At 74.3% G+C, this 16369-nt stretch carries 12 protein-coding genes; 6 read left to right on the plus strand and 6 right to left on the minus strand.

The window, feature by feature from the left end; translation table 11 throughout:
• Positions 1-108 precede the first annotated feature (108 nt).
• Positions 109-1107 carry a helix-turn-helix domain-containing protein gene (locus ACIA8R_RS19140; RefSeq protein ID WP_357696933.1) on the minus strand — a complete coding sequence of 333 codons (999 nt, stop codon included), beginning with the start codon at positions 1105-1107 and terminating at the stop codon, positions 109-111.
• Between the two features lie 153 nt (positions 1108-1260).
• Between ACIA8R_RS19140 and ACIA8R_RS19145 the strand changes: the two genes are divergently transcribed.
• A complete protein-coding gene (locus ACIA8R_RS19145; protein ID WP_397039505.1) occupies positions 1261-4218 on the plus strand; it encodes a S8 family serine peptidase in 2958 nt (985 codons plus the stop codon).
• Here the strand turns inward: ACIA8R_RS19145 and ACIA8R_RS19150 are convergent.
• Positions 4211-5068: an SDR family NAD(P)-dependent oxidoreductase gene (locus ACIA8R_RS19150; protein ID WP_397039507.1), complete on the minus strand. Its 858-nt coding sequence runs from the start codon at positions 5066-5068 to the stop codon at positions 4211-4213. The genes ACIA8R_RS19145 and ACIA8R_RS19150 overlap by 8 nt on opposite strands.
• A 119-nt stretch (positions 5069-5187) precedes the next feature.
• Between ACIA8R_RS19150 and ACIA8R_RS19155 the strand changes: the two genes are divergently transcribed.
• The 3 genes from ACIA8R_RS19155 (at position 5188) to ACIA8R_RS19165 (ending at position 7843) form a co-directional block, all read left to right on the plus strand.
• Positions 5188-6105: a LysR family transcriptional regulator gene (locus tag ACIA8R_RS19155; RefSeq protein WP_357696927.1), complete on the plus strand. Its 918-nt coding sequence runs from the start codon at positions 5188-5190 to the stop codon at positions 6103-6105.
• A gap of 26 nt (positions 6106-6131) precedes the next feature.
• Positions 6132-6824: an HAD-IA family hydrolase gene (locus tag ACIA8R_RS19160; protein ID WP_357696925.1), complete on the plus strand. Its 693-nt coding sequence runs from the start codon at positions 6132-6134 to the stop codon at positions 6822-6824.
• 143 nt (positions 6825-6967) lie between these two features.
• Entirely contained in the window at positions 6968-7843 is an 876-nt protein-coding gene (locus tag ACIA8R_RS19165) for a hypothetical protein (RefSeq protein ID WP_397039510.1), read from the plus strand.
• Positions 7844-7932: 89 nt separating this feature from the next.
• Here ACIA8R_RS19165 and ACIA8R_RS19170 read toward each other — a convergent pair whose 3' ends face one another.
• From ACIA8R_RS19170 to ACIA8R_RS19185, 4 genes are all read right to left on the minus strand, one after another.
• Positions 7933-9504 (minus strand): FAD-dependent oxidoreductase, encoded by a 1572-nt coding sequence (locus ACIA8R_RS19170; RefSeq protein WP_397039511.1) that lies wholly within the window; start codon positions 9502-9504, stop codon positions 7933-7935.
• Positions 9505-9616: 112 nt separating this feature from the next.
• Complete coding sequence (locus ACIA8R_RS19175; protein ID WP_364087777.1) at positions 9617-10072, minus strand: VOC family protein; 456 nt, start codon at positions 10070-10072, stop codon at positions 9617-9619.
• A 26-nt stretch (positions 10073-10098) separates the two neighbouring features.
• On the minus strand, positions 10099-10422 hold the full coding sequence (locus tag ACIA8R_RS19180; protein WP_397039513.1) for a hypothetical protein: 324 nt from the start codon (positions 10420-10422) through the stop codon (positions 10099-10101).
• Between the two features lie 226 nt (positions 10423-10648).
• The gene (locus ACIA8R_RS19185) at positions 10649-11749 is read right to left on the minus strand and encodes an alkene reductase (protein WP_364087781.1); all 1101 of its coding nucleotides are present in this window, start codon (positions 11747-11749) and stop codon (positions 10649-10651) included.
• Positions 11750-11872: 123 nt separating this feature from the next.
• On the opposite strand from ACIA8R_RS19185, the gene ACIA8R_RS19190 reads away from it, so the two are divergent.
• Positions 11873-15064: a BTAD domain-containing putative transcriptional regulator gene (locus tag ACIA8R_RS19190; RefSeq protein WP_397039514.1), complete on the plus strand. Its 3192-nt coding sequence runs from the start codon at positions 11873-11875 to the stop codon at positions 15062-15064.
• A 187-nt stretch (positions 15065-15251) separates the two neighbouring features.
• Positions 15252-16361 carry a S1 family peptidase gene (locus tag ACIA8R_RS19195; RefSeq protein WP_357696914.1) on the plus strand — a complete coding sequence of 370 codons (1110 nt, stop codon included), beginning with the start codon at positions 15252-15254 and terminating at the stop codon, positions 16359-16361.
• The last annotated feature ends 8 nt before the right edge of the window (positions 16362-16369 follow it).

Genomic DNA, 16369 nt, shown 5'->3' on the forward strand with positions numbered 1-16369 from the left:
TGATTCCCCCGTGAGCCGTGCACCGGTGCGCGGCGAGGACATTCTCCCGCAGCGCACCTCCCCAAATGCACAGTAAGCGAAGATCTACCGAAGTGCGGCGAGATGGGATCAGAGCCAGCCGCGGGCGGCCGCCTCCGCGCCCGCCTGAAAACGGCTGGTCACGCCGAGGCTCTCCACCACGGCGGCGATCTTGCGGGTGGCCGTCCTGGCGCTGACGCCGAGGTGGCGGCCGATGGCCTCGTCCTTGAGCCCGGCGTTGAGCAGGCGCAGCACCAGCAGGTCCGCCTCCGCCGGGCGTTCCTGCGCCGCCTGCGGCAGCCCGGCCAGTGGCCGGCCGCGCTCCCAGTAGACGTCGAACAGCTCGACCAGCGCGTCCAGCAGCCGCGAGGGGTGCAGCAGCGCGATGTTGTCGTAGACGCCGTCCACCAGCGGGAACAGGCCGATCCTGCGGTCGGCGATGCGCAGCTTGAACGGCAGGTGGGCGACGAACCGGGAGCGCTCGCCCTCCTCGGCCAGCCGGATCAGCGTCTCCAGGCGGCCGGGCCGGTCCAGCGACTCGGCGCAGTAGACCACGCGGATGTCCACGCCGCGCGCCAGCAGCTGCCGGGTGCCGTCCAGCTCCGACTCGTTGGTGTCGTGGGAGTCGTCGGGGCGTCCCACGTACGGGGGGCGGTCGAAGCCGAGCAGCTCCACGCCGACCGTGCGCTGGAGCTCGGTGATCACCCGCTTGACGGCCTCCTCCCCGGCCAGCACCTCCACGATCCCGGCGGGCCCGGAGCCCATCCGGCCGGAGTGGTAGAGCTGGGTGAAGTCCGACACGACCGTCCTGACCGCCGCGAGCCGTGCCTCGGTCTCCAGCCTCCGGCGGTCCAGCAGCCACTCGATCGCGGCCTCCGGGGGCACGGCGTCGTACCGGCCGGGTCCGGTGCGGCGCAGCAGCCCGGCGTCGGCCAGACGGGCCAGCGCGGGGCGCACCCGGGCGGCGCCGACCTCCAGCGCGGCCGCGGCCTCGGCCGTGCGCAGGCCGGGCCGGCGCAGCAGCAGCCGGTACAGCCGCTCGTCGAAGTCCGACAGGCCCACCGCGCCGAGCACCGACCCGTCCCCCAAGAAGCACCTTCCAAAATGTCGTTTTTGGTCATGTGGCCGAAAATGTCAGCACTATATCTCGACATCGATCTCCACTGGCCGCTTGACTCCATGACGGCCCTCCGGTGATCCTCCCCGGACGGGTGACCAGGCTCGCCCCCCCCTTGAGGAGCAATGTCCCGCAACACCCGCGTTCACCGCGTCCTGGCGCTGGCCGCCGCGCTGGCGGTCACCGCCGCCGTCCCGGCAGTGGCCCGCCCCGCGGCGGCCTCCACGCCGCCCGCCGCCCCCTCCCCCGGCCCGTCCCCCTACGTCGTCACCCTGACCGAGTCGCCCCTGGCCACCTATGACGGCGGCGTGACCGGCATCGCGCCCACCAAGGGCGGCAAGGGCAGGAAGGTCGACACCACCAGCGCCCACGCCAAGCGCTACCGCGACCGCCTGACCGGGCGGCAGGACGAGGTGGCCCGCAGTGTCGGCGCGTCCGCCACCTCCCACCACGTGGTGGCCTCCAACAGCTTCACCGCCGACCTCACCCCCGCCCAGGCCCTGCGGCTGCACGCCGCCCAGGGCGTGCTGTCGGTCACCCCGGACGTCCTGCACAAGGCCCTGGACGACCGGAACTCCGCCGACTTCCTGCGCCTGTCCGGCGACCGCGGCCTGTGGGCCGCGCTCGGCGGCACGGCCAAGGCGGGCAAGGGCGTGGTCGTCGGCGTCGTCGACACCGGCATCTGGCCGGAGAACCCGTCCTTCGCCGGCCCGGCCCTCGGCACGGAACCGCCCGCCGGCGCCGACCCGTACCGGCCCTACCTCAAGGACGGGGCCACGGTCATGAACAAGGCCGACGGCTCCACGTTCACCGGCGTGTGCCAGACCGGCGAGCGCTTCACCGCCGACCTGTGCAACGGCAAGCTGATCAGCGCCCGCTACTTCGGCGAGCAGTGGCTGCGGTACAACCCGCCGGAGCAGCGCGACGACTTCGCCTCCCCGCGCGACGCCCAGGGGCACGGCTCGCACACCGCCGGGACCGCGGCGGGGAACAACGGCGTCCCGGCCGCCGCGGGCGGCATCGACTTCGGCACGGTCTCCGGCGTCGCGCCGGGCGCGGCGATCGCCGTCTACAAGGCCCTGTGGCAGGGCAAGAACGGCGGCACGACCGGCGGTTACAGCTCCGACCTCATCGCGGCCATCGACCAGGCGGTGGCCGACGGCGTGGACGTGATCAACTACTCGATCGGCAGCGAGATGTCGGAGTCGGCCGCGGACGACCCGATCCAGCTCGCCTTCCTCGCCGCCGCCCAGGCCGGCGTCTTCGTCTCGACCGCGGGCGGCAACTCCGGCCCCGACGCCTCCACGCTGGACAACACCGCGCCCTGGACGACGACCGTCGCCGCCGGCACGATCGCGCCCCGCCGGGGCGAGGTCCGGCTCGGCGACGGCTCCGCCTACCGCGGCATCAGCACCTCCGTCGTCGCGCCGGTCGGTCCCAAGCCGCTGGTCACCGCCGTGTCGGTGAAGGCCGGCCCGGCCGCCGACGCCGACGCCGAGGTGTGCGCGGCCGGCTCGCTCGACCCGGCCAGGGCCGCCGGGAAGATCGTCTACTGCGCGCGCGGGACGACCCCCCGCGTGGAGAAGTCGGCCGAGGTCAGGCGGGCCGGCGGCGTGGGCATGGTGCTCGGCAACCCGACCGTCCAGTCCACCGACGCCGACCTGCACGCCGTGCCGACCGTGCACGTGGACGCGCCCGACGCCGGGAAGATCGCGGCGTACGCGGCCACGCCGGGCGCGACCGCCACCCTGCTCCCGGCCCCCGCCGACGGCGTGGCCTACCCCGAGGTCACCAGCTTCTCCTCGCGCGGCCCCGCCCTCTCCGCCAAGGGTGACCTGCTCAAGCCGGACATCACCGCCCCCGGCTCGGCGATCCTGGCCGCCGTGGCGCCTCCGGGCAACGACGGCAAGGACTTCGACTTCTACTCCGGCACCTCGATGGCCACCCCGCACATCGCCGGCCTGGCCGCCCTCTACCTCGGCCGGAATCCGCGGATGTCGCCGATGGCGATCAAGTCGGCCATGATGACCACCGCGTACGACACCAGGACCCCGGACGTCTTCGCCCAGGGCGCCGGCCACGTGGACCCGTCCCGCATGTTCACCCCCGGCCTGGTCTACGACGCCGGGGCCGAGGACTGGTACGGCTTCCTGGAGGGCCTCGGGGTCGCCACCGGCACCGGCGTCAAGCCGCTGGCCGCCTCCGACCTGAACTACCCGACGATCTCGGTGGGCGAGCTGTTCGGCTCCCGCACGGTCACCCGCCGGGTGACGGCGCTGACGCCGGGCGTCTACCACGCCTCGATCGAGCTGCCCGGGTTCAAGGCCAAGGTCAAGCCGTCCACGCTGGTGTTCAAGGAGGCCGGTCAGGCCAAGGAGTTCACCGTCACGCTGGAGACGCTGCCCGAGGCCACCGGGGACACCGTGAGCGGGCACCTCACCTGGACCGGCGCGGGCACCAGCGTGCGCAGCGCGGTCGTGGCCACGCCGCTGAGCGCCAAGGCGCCCGCAGAGGTGCGGGGCACGGGCGCGGCCGGTTCGCTGTCGTTCGAGGTGACGCCGGGGCTGCGGAAGTTCCAGGTCACCCCGTACGGGCCGGTCTCGGGCGAGGAGCGGCCGGGCACGGTCAGCCAGGACGAGATCATGGGCCGCGAGATCCCGGTCACGGTGCCCGAGGGCGCCAAGGCCGTCGCGTTCCGCATCAAGGCGGTCGACCCGGAGGCGCAGGTCGGCGGCCTGCTTCTCTACGAGGGCAAGGGCGGGCGCGAGTTCGAGTCGTGGGTGTCCGCCCCGGACGGCGACCACCGCGCGGTGCTGTCCCGCCCCCGGCCCGGCCGGCACACCCTGCTCGTGCTCTCCCTCGGGGACCTGCCGGGGACCACGTCCACGGCGTTCACCACGCAGGTCGACATCGTGGAGCCGGGTCACGAGCGCGGCGCGCTCACCGTCACGCCGGCCAGGCCGAAGACGAGCGCCGGCACGCCGTTCACGCTGACCGCGTCCTGGACGGGGGCGACGCCGCGGGTCAACACCGGCTACGTCGAGTACCCCAACGGCAGCGGGACGATCGTCACGATCAACTAGCCGCCCGCCGCCCCGGCCGCCACGGGAGAACCTGTCCGAACCGGACGAGTTCCCCGTAGTGGCCGGGGTCCACCGGGCCGAGGGCCAGATCGAGCAGGGGGACGGCGGCCCGCTCCGGCGAAGGGGCGCCGCTGACGTCCCACCAGAGGCCGGACGTCGGCGTGTTGATCATCCCCGGGCAGACGGCGGCCAGCAGGATCCCGCGGCTCGCGTCCTCGTCCCGCCGCTGCCCGGCCAGGGCCCGCACCGCGGCCACCTGTGCGATCTTCGACGGGATGTTGACGAATCCCGGCCAGGCCTGGGCGCGGGCGCTGCCGTCCTTGACCGCGTCACGCCAGGCGGCCACCTGCGCGTCCACCTCCTCCAGGCTCTCCAGCCCGTCGAAGCGATCGTGCAGGACGGGCGCCAAATGGTTCAGCGTGCCCAGCGAGCTGACGACGACGAGGAGGCGGCCGCCGTCCCGCAGCAGCGGCGCGAAGGCGCGCAGCAGCCGGGTGGTGCCGAAGTTGTTCACCTCGGTGTAGGCGTCGATGAGCCGGCGCATGTCGTCGTCCGGGCCGACGCGCATGACCGCGTTGCCGATCACGACGTCCACACCGCCGTGCCGCTCGCTCAGCAGGCCGGCCAGCTGGGCGGCGGCCTCGGGGTCGGCCACGTCGAGCAGTTCGCCGCGTACGCGGGCGCCGGTGGCGGGCATCGCCGCCGCGGCCTCGGCCACGCGGCCGGGGTCGCGGCCGGTGAGGTAGACGGTGTCGGACGGCGTCATCCGGCGGGCCAGCCCTTCGACCAGGGCCAGCCCGAGCCCCTGCGTCGCGCCGGTCACCAGGGCGACCTTCGGGGTGGTACTCATTGTCTGCTCCTTCGGGAATCGTTCCGCGGGCCGGTGCGCGCTCCCGGCATCGGCCAGATTAGGAGCGCCGGAGACATTCGGGTAGCGAAAGTCCGTCAAGTCCGGTATGCGTGATCGTCATGGCCTTCACCGACGCCTCGCTCACCGCCCTGCGGGTCTTCCGCGAGGTCGCCGAGCGCGGCACGCTCACCGCGGCGGCCACCGCCCTCGGCTACACCCAGTCCGCCGTCTCCCGGCAGGTCGCCGCGCTCGAACGCGCGGCCGGCGCCCGGCTGCTGGAGCGGCGTCACGACGGCGTGCGCCTGACCGCCGCCGGACGGCTCGTGCTGCGCCGCGCCGCCACCGTCGTGGACGAGGTCGACGCCGCGGCCCGCGAGCTGGCCGGGCTGCCCGCCGAGCCGGCGACCGTGCGGTTCGGCTGGTTCGCCAGCGCGGGGGCCGTCCTGGTGCCGCGCGCGCTGGCCGAGCTGCGGCGCACGCGTCCGTCCATCGCCGTCACCGGCCGCGAGGACGGCAGCTCGGCACTGGTCCGCGCGCTGCGAGCCGGCACACTGGACGTGGCCCTGCTCAGTTCGGCGCCGCCCTTCCGCGCCCCGGACGCCGAGACGCCGGCGCTGGAGATCGAGATCCTGGCCGAGCGCGGCCTGCGTGTCGCCGTCCCCGCCGGGCACCCGCTGGCCCGGGGGGAGTACGTGGACGTCGCCGACCTGCACGGCCGTCCCTGGATCGCCGGCCCGGCCGCCGCGGCGGGCGAGAGCCCCACCCTGGGCGTGTGGCCGGGCCTGGACGAGCGTCCCGAGACGGTGTTCGTCGCCCGCGACTGGCTGGCCAAGCTCGCCCTCGTCGCCGCCGGCTGCGGCCTGACCACGGTGCCGGCGTCGATGGGCCCGGCCGTGCCGGAGGGCGTACGGGTGCTGCCGGTGCGGGGCGGGCCGCGCGAGCAGCGCCGGCTGCTGCTGGCCCGTCTTCCCGGCCCCGTCCCCGGCCCGGTCGCGCACCTCGCGGGCGCGTTGCGCGCCGCCGCCGTCGGCTCCTGACGCGGCCGCCGGTTATGGTGTGGCCTGTGATCCGTTCCGTGGTGGTTGATGTCGACGACACGTTGTGCCTCACCGAGGCCGCGTGCTTCGAGCTGGAGAACGAGGTCCTGGCGCGCCTCGGCCGAGGGCCCATGTCCAGGGCGGTGCACGTGGCGACGTGGGGCCGGCCGCTGCACGAGGCGATGCCGCTGCGCTCGCCCGGCCTCGACCTGGCCGCCTACCTCCCCCTGCACCACGCCGTGCTGCGCGAGTACGTGGCGGCCGGGCTGGTCGACGTCGTCCCTGGCGAGAACCTGCGCGTGATCGACGAGCTCAACGCGGCCGGGCGCGCGGTCATGCTGCTGACCTCCCGCACCGAGGCCGAGATGGAGCACCTGATGGCGCCCGGCCACGTGCTCGACGGCCGGATCGCGGCCGTCTACCACGCCGACAACACCCGTTTCGGCAAGCCCGACCCGCGCGCCTTCGACGAGCTGCTGGCCGTCACCGGCCTGGCCCCCGGCGAATGCCTCTACGTGGGCGACTCACCCACCGACGCCCAGGCGGCCACCGGCGCCGGGCTGCGGTTCGTGGCCTGCATGCAGAGCGGGCTGCGCGAGCCCGCCGACTTCGCCCCGCACCCCGTCGACGCCTTCATCGACGCCTTCCCCGACCTGGCCGTCACCGTCGCCCTGCTGGAGGAGGCCGCGCGCGGCCCGCTGACGACGGCCCTCGACTAAGGGCGCGGGTCGCAATATCCCAATTGACCCGCTTTTGTGTTTATATCCGATAAGTCATATGCGTAACGCTTATCCGCCCCGGGGATGACCAGGCCAGCTAATCGCCACTCATTCACCATGAGTCCGATCGGGGGGATATTTCAATGCAGGCAATCAGGGCTTATCAGTTTATCGGGGGCGTCTTTCTCTCGGCCGCCGCATTCGCGGCCGGAACACCCGCGGCCAGTGCGACGGTCGCCGTCGTACCGTGCGCCGGGCCCGCGCTGATCAACGCGATCAACGGCGCCGCGCCCGGCGCCACGCTTTTCCTGACACCCGGCTGCACCTATGTCCTGAACAACTCGACCGGCCCCCTCCCGCCGATCAACAAGCCGCTCACCATCCATGGCCAGAACGCCACGATACAGCGCGACCCGGCGGCGGCCCGGTTCCGTCTGTTCACCGTCAACAGCAACTTCAACCTCGACCGGGTCAGGCTGACGGGAGGCGACGCGACGACCTCCACAGGAGGGTTCGGCGGGGCCGTCGCGGTCAACAGCGGTACCACGAACCTCGATCGGGTGCTCATCCAGTACAACACCGGCACCCTCTCCGGCGGCCTCGGCGGCATCGGGGGAACCGTCGTCAACGTGTCGAACAGCAATATTCTGAATAACTCCGCGCACAGGAACGGCGGAGGCGCGGCCACCGACGGAAGAATGACCTTCACCAACAGCCTTCTCACCGACAACCGCGCCGGAGAAAGGGGTGGCGGAATCGCCGGCGACGGAATTCTCACCATAATCCGGAGCACCATCAACGACAATTCGGCCGGCATCGCCGGTGGCGGTGTGGCGAACATCGGTCCCGGCATCGCGACGATCAGCCGCAGCGTGATCGACAACAACCGCGCGGGCGGCGCGCCCGGAGGGATCGACAACGAGGGCGCCCCCGGCTCGGTGACGCTGACGGCCTCGGTGGTGCGCGGCAACACCCCGACCAACTGCTCGCCCACACCCGTTCCCGGCTGCGTCAACTAGCCGTGTCCCGGTGATGGCCGCACGAGGAGGTCTGCGGTAGCCGGTTCGCCGGAGACCTCCTCGTCTCGCGCGTCCGGCGTCCGCATCGGTCAGCGGCGCCGGATCCTCAGCACGTTGTCGGTGCGGACGGCCTGCCCGCCGCCCGGGGCGGCCTGGACGCGCGCGAACTCCTCGGCCCGCAGCACCTCCCACTCCCCCTCGGCGAGTTCCAGCGCGTCGAGCACCTGCTCCGGGGTCGGCAGGTGGACGCCGGGGTGGGCGTCCGGGTCCCACGGCGGCGGGCCGGCGTGCCCGATCACCAGGAGCTGGCCGCCGGGCGCGACGGCCGCGGCGGCGGCGCGCAGGACCTTCTCGCGCGACAGCTCGGCGGGCGAGTGCAGGTAGCTCGCGGTGACCAGGTCGTACTCGCCCTCGGGGAAGGACTCGGCCAGGTCGTGGCGCTGCCAGTCGATGAGCTCGGCCACGCCCTCGTCCGCGGCGTGGGCGGCGGCGCGGGCCAGGGCCACGCCGGAGACGTCGGCGGCGGTGACCCGCCAGCCGCGGCGGGCGAGCCACACGGCGTCCGCGCCTTCGCCGCAGCCCAGCTCCAGCGCGGTGCCGGGCGTCATGTCCGCGATCTCCTCGACCAGGCGCGCGTTGGGGTCGCCGCTCCAGATCCGTTCGGACTGCCCGTAGCGGTCGTCCCAGAACCGCTCGCCGGAGACGGGCGCGCCGGTGTGGGCCGCCAGGGCGCGGCAGGTCTCCTCCTCGATCAGGTCGGCGTTGATCGCCGCCGCCGCCCTGACGCCCGCCGCCGCGGCCCCGATGACGTTCTCGCCCAGGTTGGCCACGTTCCCGGCCACCCACACGCCGGGGACGCCGGTCGCGCCGGTCGGGTCGGCGGGCACGTGGGCGCCCATGACGTGCCCGTTCATGAGCTGCTCGGCCGTCTCGACGCCGAGCCCGGCCAGCAGACCCGAACGGGCGACGAAGCGCGGGGCGACGACGAAGGCCCGGCACGGGACGACGTCGCCGTTCTCCAGGGTGACGCCGGTGAGCGGGCCGGAGTCCGGCGACAGGCCGGCGATCGGCCCCTCGACGACGGTGACGCCACGCGCGGCCAGCCTGGCCAGGTCCTCCTCGCCGGGCGGCGGGGCCATGTGCGTGAAGAGGGTCACGTCGGCGCTCCACTGCCGCCACAGCAGCGCCTGGTGCGCGGCGATCGAGCCGGCGGCCAGCACGCCGATCGGCTGGTCGCGCACCTCCCACCCGTGGCAGTACGGGCAGTGCAGCACCTCCCGCCCCCACCGTTCGGCCACGCCGGGCAGGTCGGGCAGTTCGTCCACCAGGCCCGTGGTGACCAGCAGCCGGTCCGCGACGACCGACGACCCGTCGGCGAGCCGTACGCGGAAACCGCCGGCGTCCAGGCGTTCGGCCGACACGGCGGCGCCGGTGACGATCTCGCCGCCGTACCCGGTCACCTCGTCGCGGCCGGCGGCCAGCAGATCGAGCGGCGGGACGCCCTCCCGGCCCAGGTAGGTGTGCACGCCGTCGGCCGGGGCGTTGCGCGGCCGGCCCTCGTCGATCACCAGCACCCTGCGGCGGGCCCGGCCCAGGGTCAGGGCCCCGCTCAGCCCGGCGGCCCCGCCGCCGACGACCACCACGTCGTACTTCTCGTCCATCGCGTTCCTCCAGTACGTGCCGAAGGCACACTGTGCGTCGCACGCGACGAGGTTGACAAATGCCGTTGCCGAAATGGCAACCGGCCGCCCCACCGCCGGGGTGGGCCGGTGATCAGGAGGTGCCGAAGCCGTCCAGCTTCTCCCGCTCCTCCGAGGTGGCGAGCTCCTGGAAGACGGTGATGTGCAGCCCGGCGGGCGCGTCGAGGCGGGAGTTGAGCGACTGCCAGGGCGTGAGGGTGGGCGGGGCCACCTCGGCCGCGCCGGCCGACACCAGGCGGGCGGTGGTCTCACGGGAGTCGTCCACCTCGAACGCGACCCGGAGCTTGGGCGCGACCTGCCGCCCCACCTCGACGTCGTCGATCATCTTCTTCTGGGCCGGGTTCGCGATCTCCAGCGTGGCCCGGCCCGCGTCGAGGATGGCCACGCGGGCGCCGTCGCCGGAGGAGTAGGCGGCCTCCTCGGGCAGGCCGAGCACGTCGCGGTAGAAGGTCAGCGCCGCCTCGTAGTCCTCCGCCTCGACGACCAGCCGGAGCTGTCGGACGGCCGGGACGTCGGGCTGGTCGTTCATGGGTTCTCCTCATCAGGTACGGACGATCACCCGGCCCAACCCGCGCACGCGCCCGGAAATTCCGCCACAGGTCTCCGTCGTGTCCAGGGGCCGGGCGGACGACCGGTCAGCCGGCGGCGAGGGCCTTGACCAGGTTCGTCGAGGACGACGCCGGCGGCCGGCGGGGCGCCGCGGGTGCTCCAGACCGAGCCGTTCACCGACACCACGCGCCCGGCCTCGACCGCCTTCAGCTCCTTGACCGCGGGCGTCTGCCTGACCTCGTCGAACGTCTTCTCGCCGTCGGCGGTCAGCGTGGAGGCGAACAGCCCTTCGCCGTCGATGTCCGACAGCGCCTCCAGGCTGAGCGGCATGGAGTGGGCGGCCGCCGTCCAGCTCGGCCGGGGCCCTGCGCACCGCGGCGGCGTAGGCGGCCGGCTCGGGCCCCCGCCTGCTCCACCAGGGAGCGCCGGAGGATGGAAATCGGCGATGTCACCGCAGGTCAGGGGCGGGAAACGAAGAAGGCGGCGCGGTCGCGGCCCGAAGGCACGCGGCGACGCCGCCGGTCGTGCGCGCAGGAGGCACGCTGAGGTCGGATCATCAGGTCAGGGCGGGGACGCGCAGCGCCGGGTAGTCGGTGTAGCCGGTGTGGTCGCCGCCGTACCAGTGCTCGGCGCGGACGGGGTTGAGCGGGGCGCCGGCGGCGAACCGTCCGGGCAGGTCGGGGTTGGCCAGGAAGGCCCGCCCCAGCGAGACCAGGTCGGCCCCGGCGTCGAGCAGCCGTTCCGCCTCGCGCAGGCCGCCGTCGGCGGGCAGCGGGCCCGGCCACGGCTGGGCCGGGTTGGCGATCAGGGCGCCCGGCCACGCGCCGCGCAGCCGCCGGTACAGGGGCTGGTCGGGCTTGGCCCACACCAGGTGCAGGTAGGCCAGCCCGGCGCCGGACAGCTCCTCGACGAGCGCCGGATAGAGCAGGTCCGTGTCGCTCTCGCTCATCCCCGCCCCGGGGAACCCGGGCGACAGCCGCAGCCCCACCCGTTCCGGCCCGACGGCGGCGGCGACCGCGCGCACCACCTCGACGGCGAAGCGCATGCGGCCCGCGGGCGACCCGCCGTAGGCGTCGGTGCGGTGGTTGGTGCCGTCGGCCAGGAACTGGTGGATGAGGTAGCCGTTGGCGCCGTGCACCTCGACCCCGGCGAACCCGGCGTCCACGGCCCGGCGCGCGGCGGCGGCGAAGTCGGCCACGGTGGACTCGATCTCGTCGAGGCCCATCTCCCTCGGCACGACGGCCGGGCGGTTCCCGCCGGGGGTGGCGACCGGCTCGGGCAGGGGCAGCGGGGAGGGCGCGACGGGCGTCAGGCCGCTGGTGGCGGGGTGGCCGATCCGGCCGCCGTGCTGGAGTTGCACGAACATCCGTCCGCCCGCCTCGGCCACGGCCCCGGTGACCCGCCGCCAGCCGGCCACGTGCCTGGGCAGGTGCAGGGCGGGGATGTTCGGGTAGGTCTGGCCGACGGCGTTGGGCGTGGTGGCCTCGGCGATGATCAGCCCGGCGGCGGCCCGCTGGGCGTAGTACTCGGCCATGAGGGCGGTGGGCGTGCCGTCGGCGGCGGCGCGGTTGCGCGTCATCGGCGCCATCACCAGGCGGTTGGGCAGGCTCAGCGGGCCGAGCATCGTGGGCTGGAACAGGGGTGACGTGCCGGACATGGTGGCGCTCCGATCTGTGCGGGGTGGATCTCCGTGACTCGTGACCGACTCTGCACCCGGGCGCTGCGGGAATCCTGACGGTCCGCTGACGGTCCTCCTCCGGCGCGTGTGTACGGTTCTCGCATGCGGTTCGCAGTGCTCGGCCCGCTCGCCGTGTGGGACGACGAGGGGAGGCCCGTCAAGATCGTCGAGAGCAAGGTCAGGGCTCTGCTCGCCGACCTGCTCGTGCACGAGGGGCGGCCGGTGTCGGCCGACCGGCTCATCGACGACCTGTGGGGCGCCGAGCCTCCGGAGCGGGCGGGCAACGCGTTGCAGGCCAAGGTGTCACGGCTGCGCGCGGCTCTGGGGCGTGACCGGGTGCCGTACCAGGCGGCGGGGTACCGGCTGCGGCTGGAGCCGTCCGACGAGGTGGACGCGGCGCGCTTCCGCTCCCTGGTCGCGCCGGCCGGTCCGGCCGCCGGTCCGCGGGAGCGGGCCGCGCTGCTCACCGAGGCGCTGGGGTTGTGGCGGGGACCGGCGTTCGCGGACGTCGCCGACGAGGAGTTCGCGCGGGGCGCGGCGCGGCGGCTGGAGGAGCAGCGCCTGTCCGTGCTGGAGGAGCAGGCCGAGGCGCGACTGGCGGCGGGCGACCACCTCCTGCTGGCCGGCGAGCTGGCCGGGCTGGTGGCCCGCCATCCGCTGCGGGAGCGCCTGCGCGCCGTCCAGCTCCGGGCCCTGTACGTGGCCGGGCGCCAGAGCGAGGCCATCGCCTCGTACGCGGACCTGCGCGACCGGCTCGCCGACGAGCTGGGCGTCGATCCCGGCCCCGCCCTCACCACCCTCTTCGAGGCCATCCTCCGGCAGGACCCCGCCCTCCTCGCCGGGACTCCCGCCCCCGCCGAAAGCGGTACGGCCCCCGACGGGGAGGCGCGGACGAACCTGCCGGCGCCGCTCGGCGACCTCGTGGGACGGGACGCGGCCACGGCCGAGGTGCGACGGCTGCTGAGAGCCGGACGACTGGTGACGCTGACCGGTCCCGGCGGTGTCGGCAAGACCCGGCTGGCGTTGGAGGCCGCCCGTGGAGCCGCCGCCTCGCCCGAGGAGGGGCCGGCCGAGGAGTTCGGTGACGGGGTGTGGCTGGTGGAGCTGGCCGGGTGGCGTGGTGGCGCCGACGACCTGGCCCAGCACGTCGCCGCCGTACTCGGCCTCCGCGACGACGCCACCCCGGCGTCCGGCACGGACGCGGCGCCCGTCTCCGGCGGGGACGCGGCGGGAGGAGCGGCGGGGGCGCGGGTGGCCGGTGCGCTGCGGCGGCGCGAGCTGCTGCTGGTACTGGACAACTGTGAACACGTCGTCGAGGCCGCCGCGAGCCTGGCCGGTGGCCTGCTGGCCGCCGCGCCCCGGCTGCGCGTCCTGGCCACCGGCCGCGAGCCGCTGGACCTGGCCGGCGAGCGGGTGTTCGTGGTCGAGCCGCTGCCGGAGGCCGACGCGGTCAGGCTGTTCGTCGAGCGCGCCGCCGCGTCCGCGCCCGGCTTCTCCCCCGCCGACGACGAGACCCGGGAGCTGGTGGCCGCCGTCTGCCGCCGCCTCGACGGCCTGCCGCTCGCGCTCGAACTGGCCGCGACCCGCGTCCGGGGGCTCGGCGTACGGGAGCTGGCGGCGCGGCTGGAGGACCGGTTCGCGGTGCTCACGCGGGGGCGTCGCGGCGCGCCGGAGCGGCAGCGCACGCTGCGCGCGGTGATCGACTGGAGCTGGGAGCTGCTGAGCACGCCCGAACGCGTCGTGCTGCGCCGCCTGGCCGTCCACCGCGACGGCTGCACGCTGGAGGCCGCCGAGGAGGTGTGCCCGGGTGACGGCGTCGCCGCCGACGAGGTGCTCGACCTGGTGACCCGGCTGGTCGACCGTTCGCTCGCCGTCATGACCGACGGCCCGGCGGGTCCCCGTTACGGGTTGCTGGAGTCGGTGGCCGCGTACGCGCGGGAACGCCTGCGCGAGGCGGACGACCTCGACGAGACGCGCGAGCGGCACCTGCGGTACTACACGGCCCTGGCCGAACGCGCCGAGCCCGCCCTGCGCGGCGCCGGGCAGCGGGAGTGGCTGGCCCGGCTCGACGCCGAGTCCGCGAACCTGCGCGCGGCGCTGGAGGAGGCGGCCGGGCGCGGGGACGCCGTCCTGGCCGACCGTCTGGGGTGCGCCCTGTCGTGGTGGTGGTTGTTGCGCGGCCGATTGCACGAGGGCCGCCACAGCCTGGCACGGGTGTGCGCGCTCGCCCCCGGGTCGGCCGGCGCGCGGGTGGCGCACGCCGCGTTCACGCTGCTGACCGGGGGCCGTCCCGAGCCGGTGCCGCTCGGCGACCTCTCGTCCAGCGGCGCGGCCGTGCCGGGGCGGGTGGTCTGGTTGTACGCCTACGCCCTGTTCAACGCCGGCGACCTCGACACCGGCGCGCTCGACCTGGCGGCCGCGTCCGAGGACCCCTGGACCACCGCCGCCACGCTCAGCCTGCGCGCCATGCACGCGCTGCTCGACGGCGACCTGGCCGCGGCCGCCCGGCACGCCCGGCGTGGCGCGGAGCTCTTCCGCGAGCTCGGCGACCGCTGGGGCGAGCTGCAGACGGTGCCGCCGCTGTCGGCGGTCGCCGAGATCCGGGGCGACTACGCCGAGGCCGCCCGGCTGCAGGAGGACGGGCTGCGCATCGCCGAGGACCTGGGCCTGGCGAACGAGCTGTCGGCCCGCCGATCGGGCCTCGGCCGTCTGGCGCTGCTCGCCCACGACTGGGAGCGCGCCCGCGACCTGCACGAACGCGCCAGAGACCAGGCCGCCCGGCACGGCCACGTCTACGGGGAGGTGCACGCGGTGATGGGCCTGGCGCTGGGCGCCCGGCGTTCGGGCGACCTCGACGCCGCCGAGTCCCACCTCGTCCGCCTGCGCGACGTCCACCCCTCCTCTCCGGCGGGCGAGCACCTGGTCCACGCCGAGCTGGGGTTCGTGGCCGAGCTGCGCGGAGACCACGGTTCGGCCGCCGACCGCCACCGCCGGGGCCTGGAGCTGGCCCGCTCGGCCGGGGAGCCGCGGGCCGTCGCGCTCTCGCTGGAGGGGCTGGCCGGCGCGGCGGCGCTGGCCGGGGACGCGGGGCGGGCCGCGCTGCTGCTCGGCGCGGCCGACGGGCTGCGCGGGAGCGTGGGCGCTCCACTGCCGGCGGCCGAGCGCGGCGACGTCGAGAGGATCACCGCGTCCGCCGTCGCGACGCTGGGTCAGGACGCGTTCGCCGCGACGTTCCTACAGGGCGTAAACAACTTTGTTGACATCGCCGAAAATACCGAAACGAACTTTTCATGAGTCCTGCTCGGGCCGGTGCGATCTCATTTTCCGGGGCGTCAGGCCAGGTCAGTGACCTGCCGGGGGTGGTGACGCTCCTTCCCTGACCTCTTACTGACGGTCAAAAAATCAGTATGACAGCCTCTTGCCCTCCCTAGGGATTTTGTTCATATTTGCGGGCAAGTCACCCCACCCTCAGGAGGCTCCAGTGAGCATCCATGGCTTACGGATCCGGCGCGCCGCACTGATCGTCGCCACCGCCGGACTCCTCACCGGCGCGGTCACGGGCGTACCCGCCCAGGCATCGCCCGCGCCGGCCCAGCCCGCCGCCGACCCGGCCGCCGCCGCGGCCAGGCTGGAGGGGCAGCTCGGCGCCCGCACCGCCGGCTCCTACTTCGACCAGGCACAGGGCAAGATGGTGGTCACCACCACCGATCCCGCCGACGCGCAGGCCATCGCCGCCTCCGGCGCCGTGCCTCGTGTCGTGTCCCGCAGCGGCCCCTCGCTAGAGGCCATCATGTCCTTCCTCGACCGCACGGCCGCCGTCCCCGGCACCGCGTGGGCCGTCGACCCGGCCTCCAACCAGGTCGTCGTCTGGGTGGACAGCACCGTCGCGAGCACCGCTCGCACCAAGGTCCAGATCGCGGTCCAGCAGGCCAACACCCAGGCGGCCGCCGCGCAGGGGCAGAGCGCCGAAGCGGCCACGCCCGCCGTGCGCGTGGAGAACGAGCCCGGCACGTTCAGCCTCTTCATCCAGGGCGGCGACGCGATCTACGGCGGGCAGTACCGGTGCTCGCTGGGCTTCAACGTGGTCAGCGGTTCGACCTACTACTTCCTGACCGCCGGCCACTGCGGCAACATCGCCTCCACGTGGTACTCCAACTCCGCGAAGACCACGACCCTGGGCAACACGACGGGCTCCAGCTTCCCGGGCAACGACTACGCGATCGTCCGCTACACCAACACCAGCATCGCCCACCCGGGCGGCGTGGACCTCTACAGCGGCTCGCGTGACATCACCAGCGCGGGCAACGCCTACGTCGGCCAGTCCGTGCAGCGCAGCGGCAGCACGACCCACGTGCACAGCGGGTCGGTGACGGCGCTCAACGCCACCGTGAACTACGCCGAGGGCACCGTACGCCAGATGATCAAGACGAACGTCTGTGCCGAGGGCGGCGACAGCGGCGGCGCCCTGTTCTCCGGCGGCATCGCGCTCGGCCTGACCTCCGGCGGCAGCGGCAACTGCACCAGCGGCGGGACGACCTTCTTCCAGCCGGTCACCGAGGCGCTGAGCGCCTACGGGGTGAACATCTTCTGATCGCCCGG

Source organism: Nonomuraea sp. NPDC051191 (assembly GCF_044455665.1).
Classification (GTDB): Bacteria; Actinomycetota; Actinomycetes; order Streptosporangiales; family Streptosporangiaceae; genus Nonomuraea.

Coding starts and splice junctions, on each gene's coding strand:
- ACIA8R_RS19180 (WP_397039513.1), bottom strand. CDS start 10,422: ATGCCGCTCAGCCTGGAGGCGCTGTCGGACATCGACGGCGAAGGGCTG.
- ACIA8R_RS19155 (WP_357696927.1), top strand. CDS start 5,188: ATGGCCTTCACCGACGCCTCGCTCACCGCCCTGCGGGTCTTCCGCGAG.
- ACIA8R_RS19170 (WP_397039511.1), bottom strand. CDS start 9,504: ATGGACGAGAAGTACGACGTGGTGGTCGTCGGCGGCGGGGCCGCCGGG.
- ACIA8R_RS19185 (WP_364087781.1), bottom strand. CDS start 11,749: ATGTCCGGCACGTCACCCCTGTTCCAGCCCACGATGCTCGGCCCGCTG.
- ACIA8R_RS19175 (WP_364087777.1), bottom strand. CDS start 10,072: ATGAACGACCAGCCCGACGTCCCGGCCGTCCGACAGCTCCGGCTGGTC.
- ACIA8R_RS19190 (WP_397039514.1), top strand. CDS start 11,873: ATGCGGTTCGCAGTGCTCGGCCCGCTCGCCGTGTGGGACGACGAGGGG.
- ACIA8R_RS19145 (WP_397039505.1), top strand. CDS start 1,261: ATGTCCCGCAACACCCGCGTTCACCGCGTCCTGGCGCTGGCCGCCGCG.
- ACIA8R_RS19150 (WP_397039507.1), bottom strand. CDS start 5,068: ATGAGTACCACCCCGAAGGTCGCCCTGGTGACCGGCGCGACGCAGGGG.
- ACIA8R_RS19165 (WP_397039510.1), top strand. CDS start 6,968: ATGCAGGCAATCAGGGCTTATCAGTTTATCGGGGGCGTCTTTCTCTCG.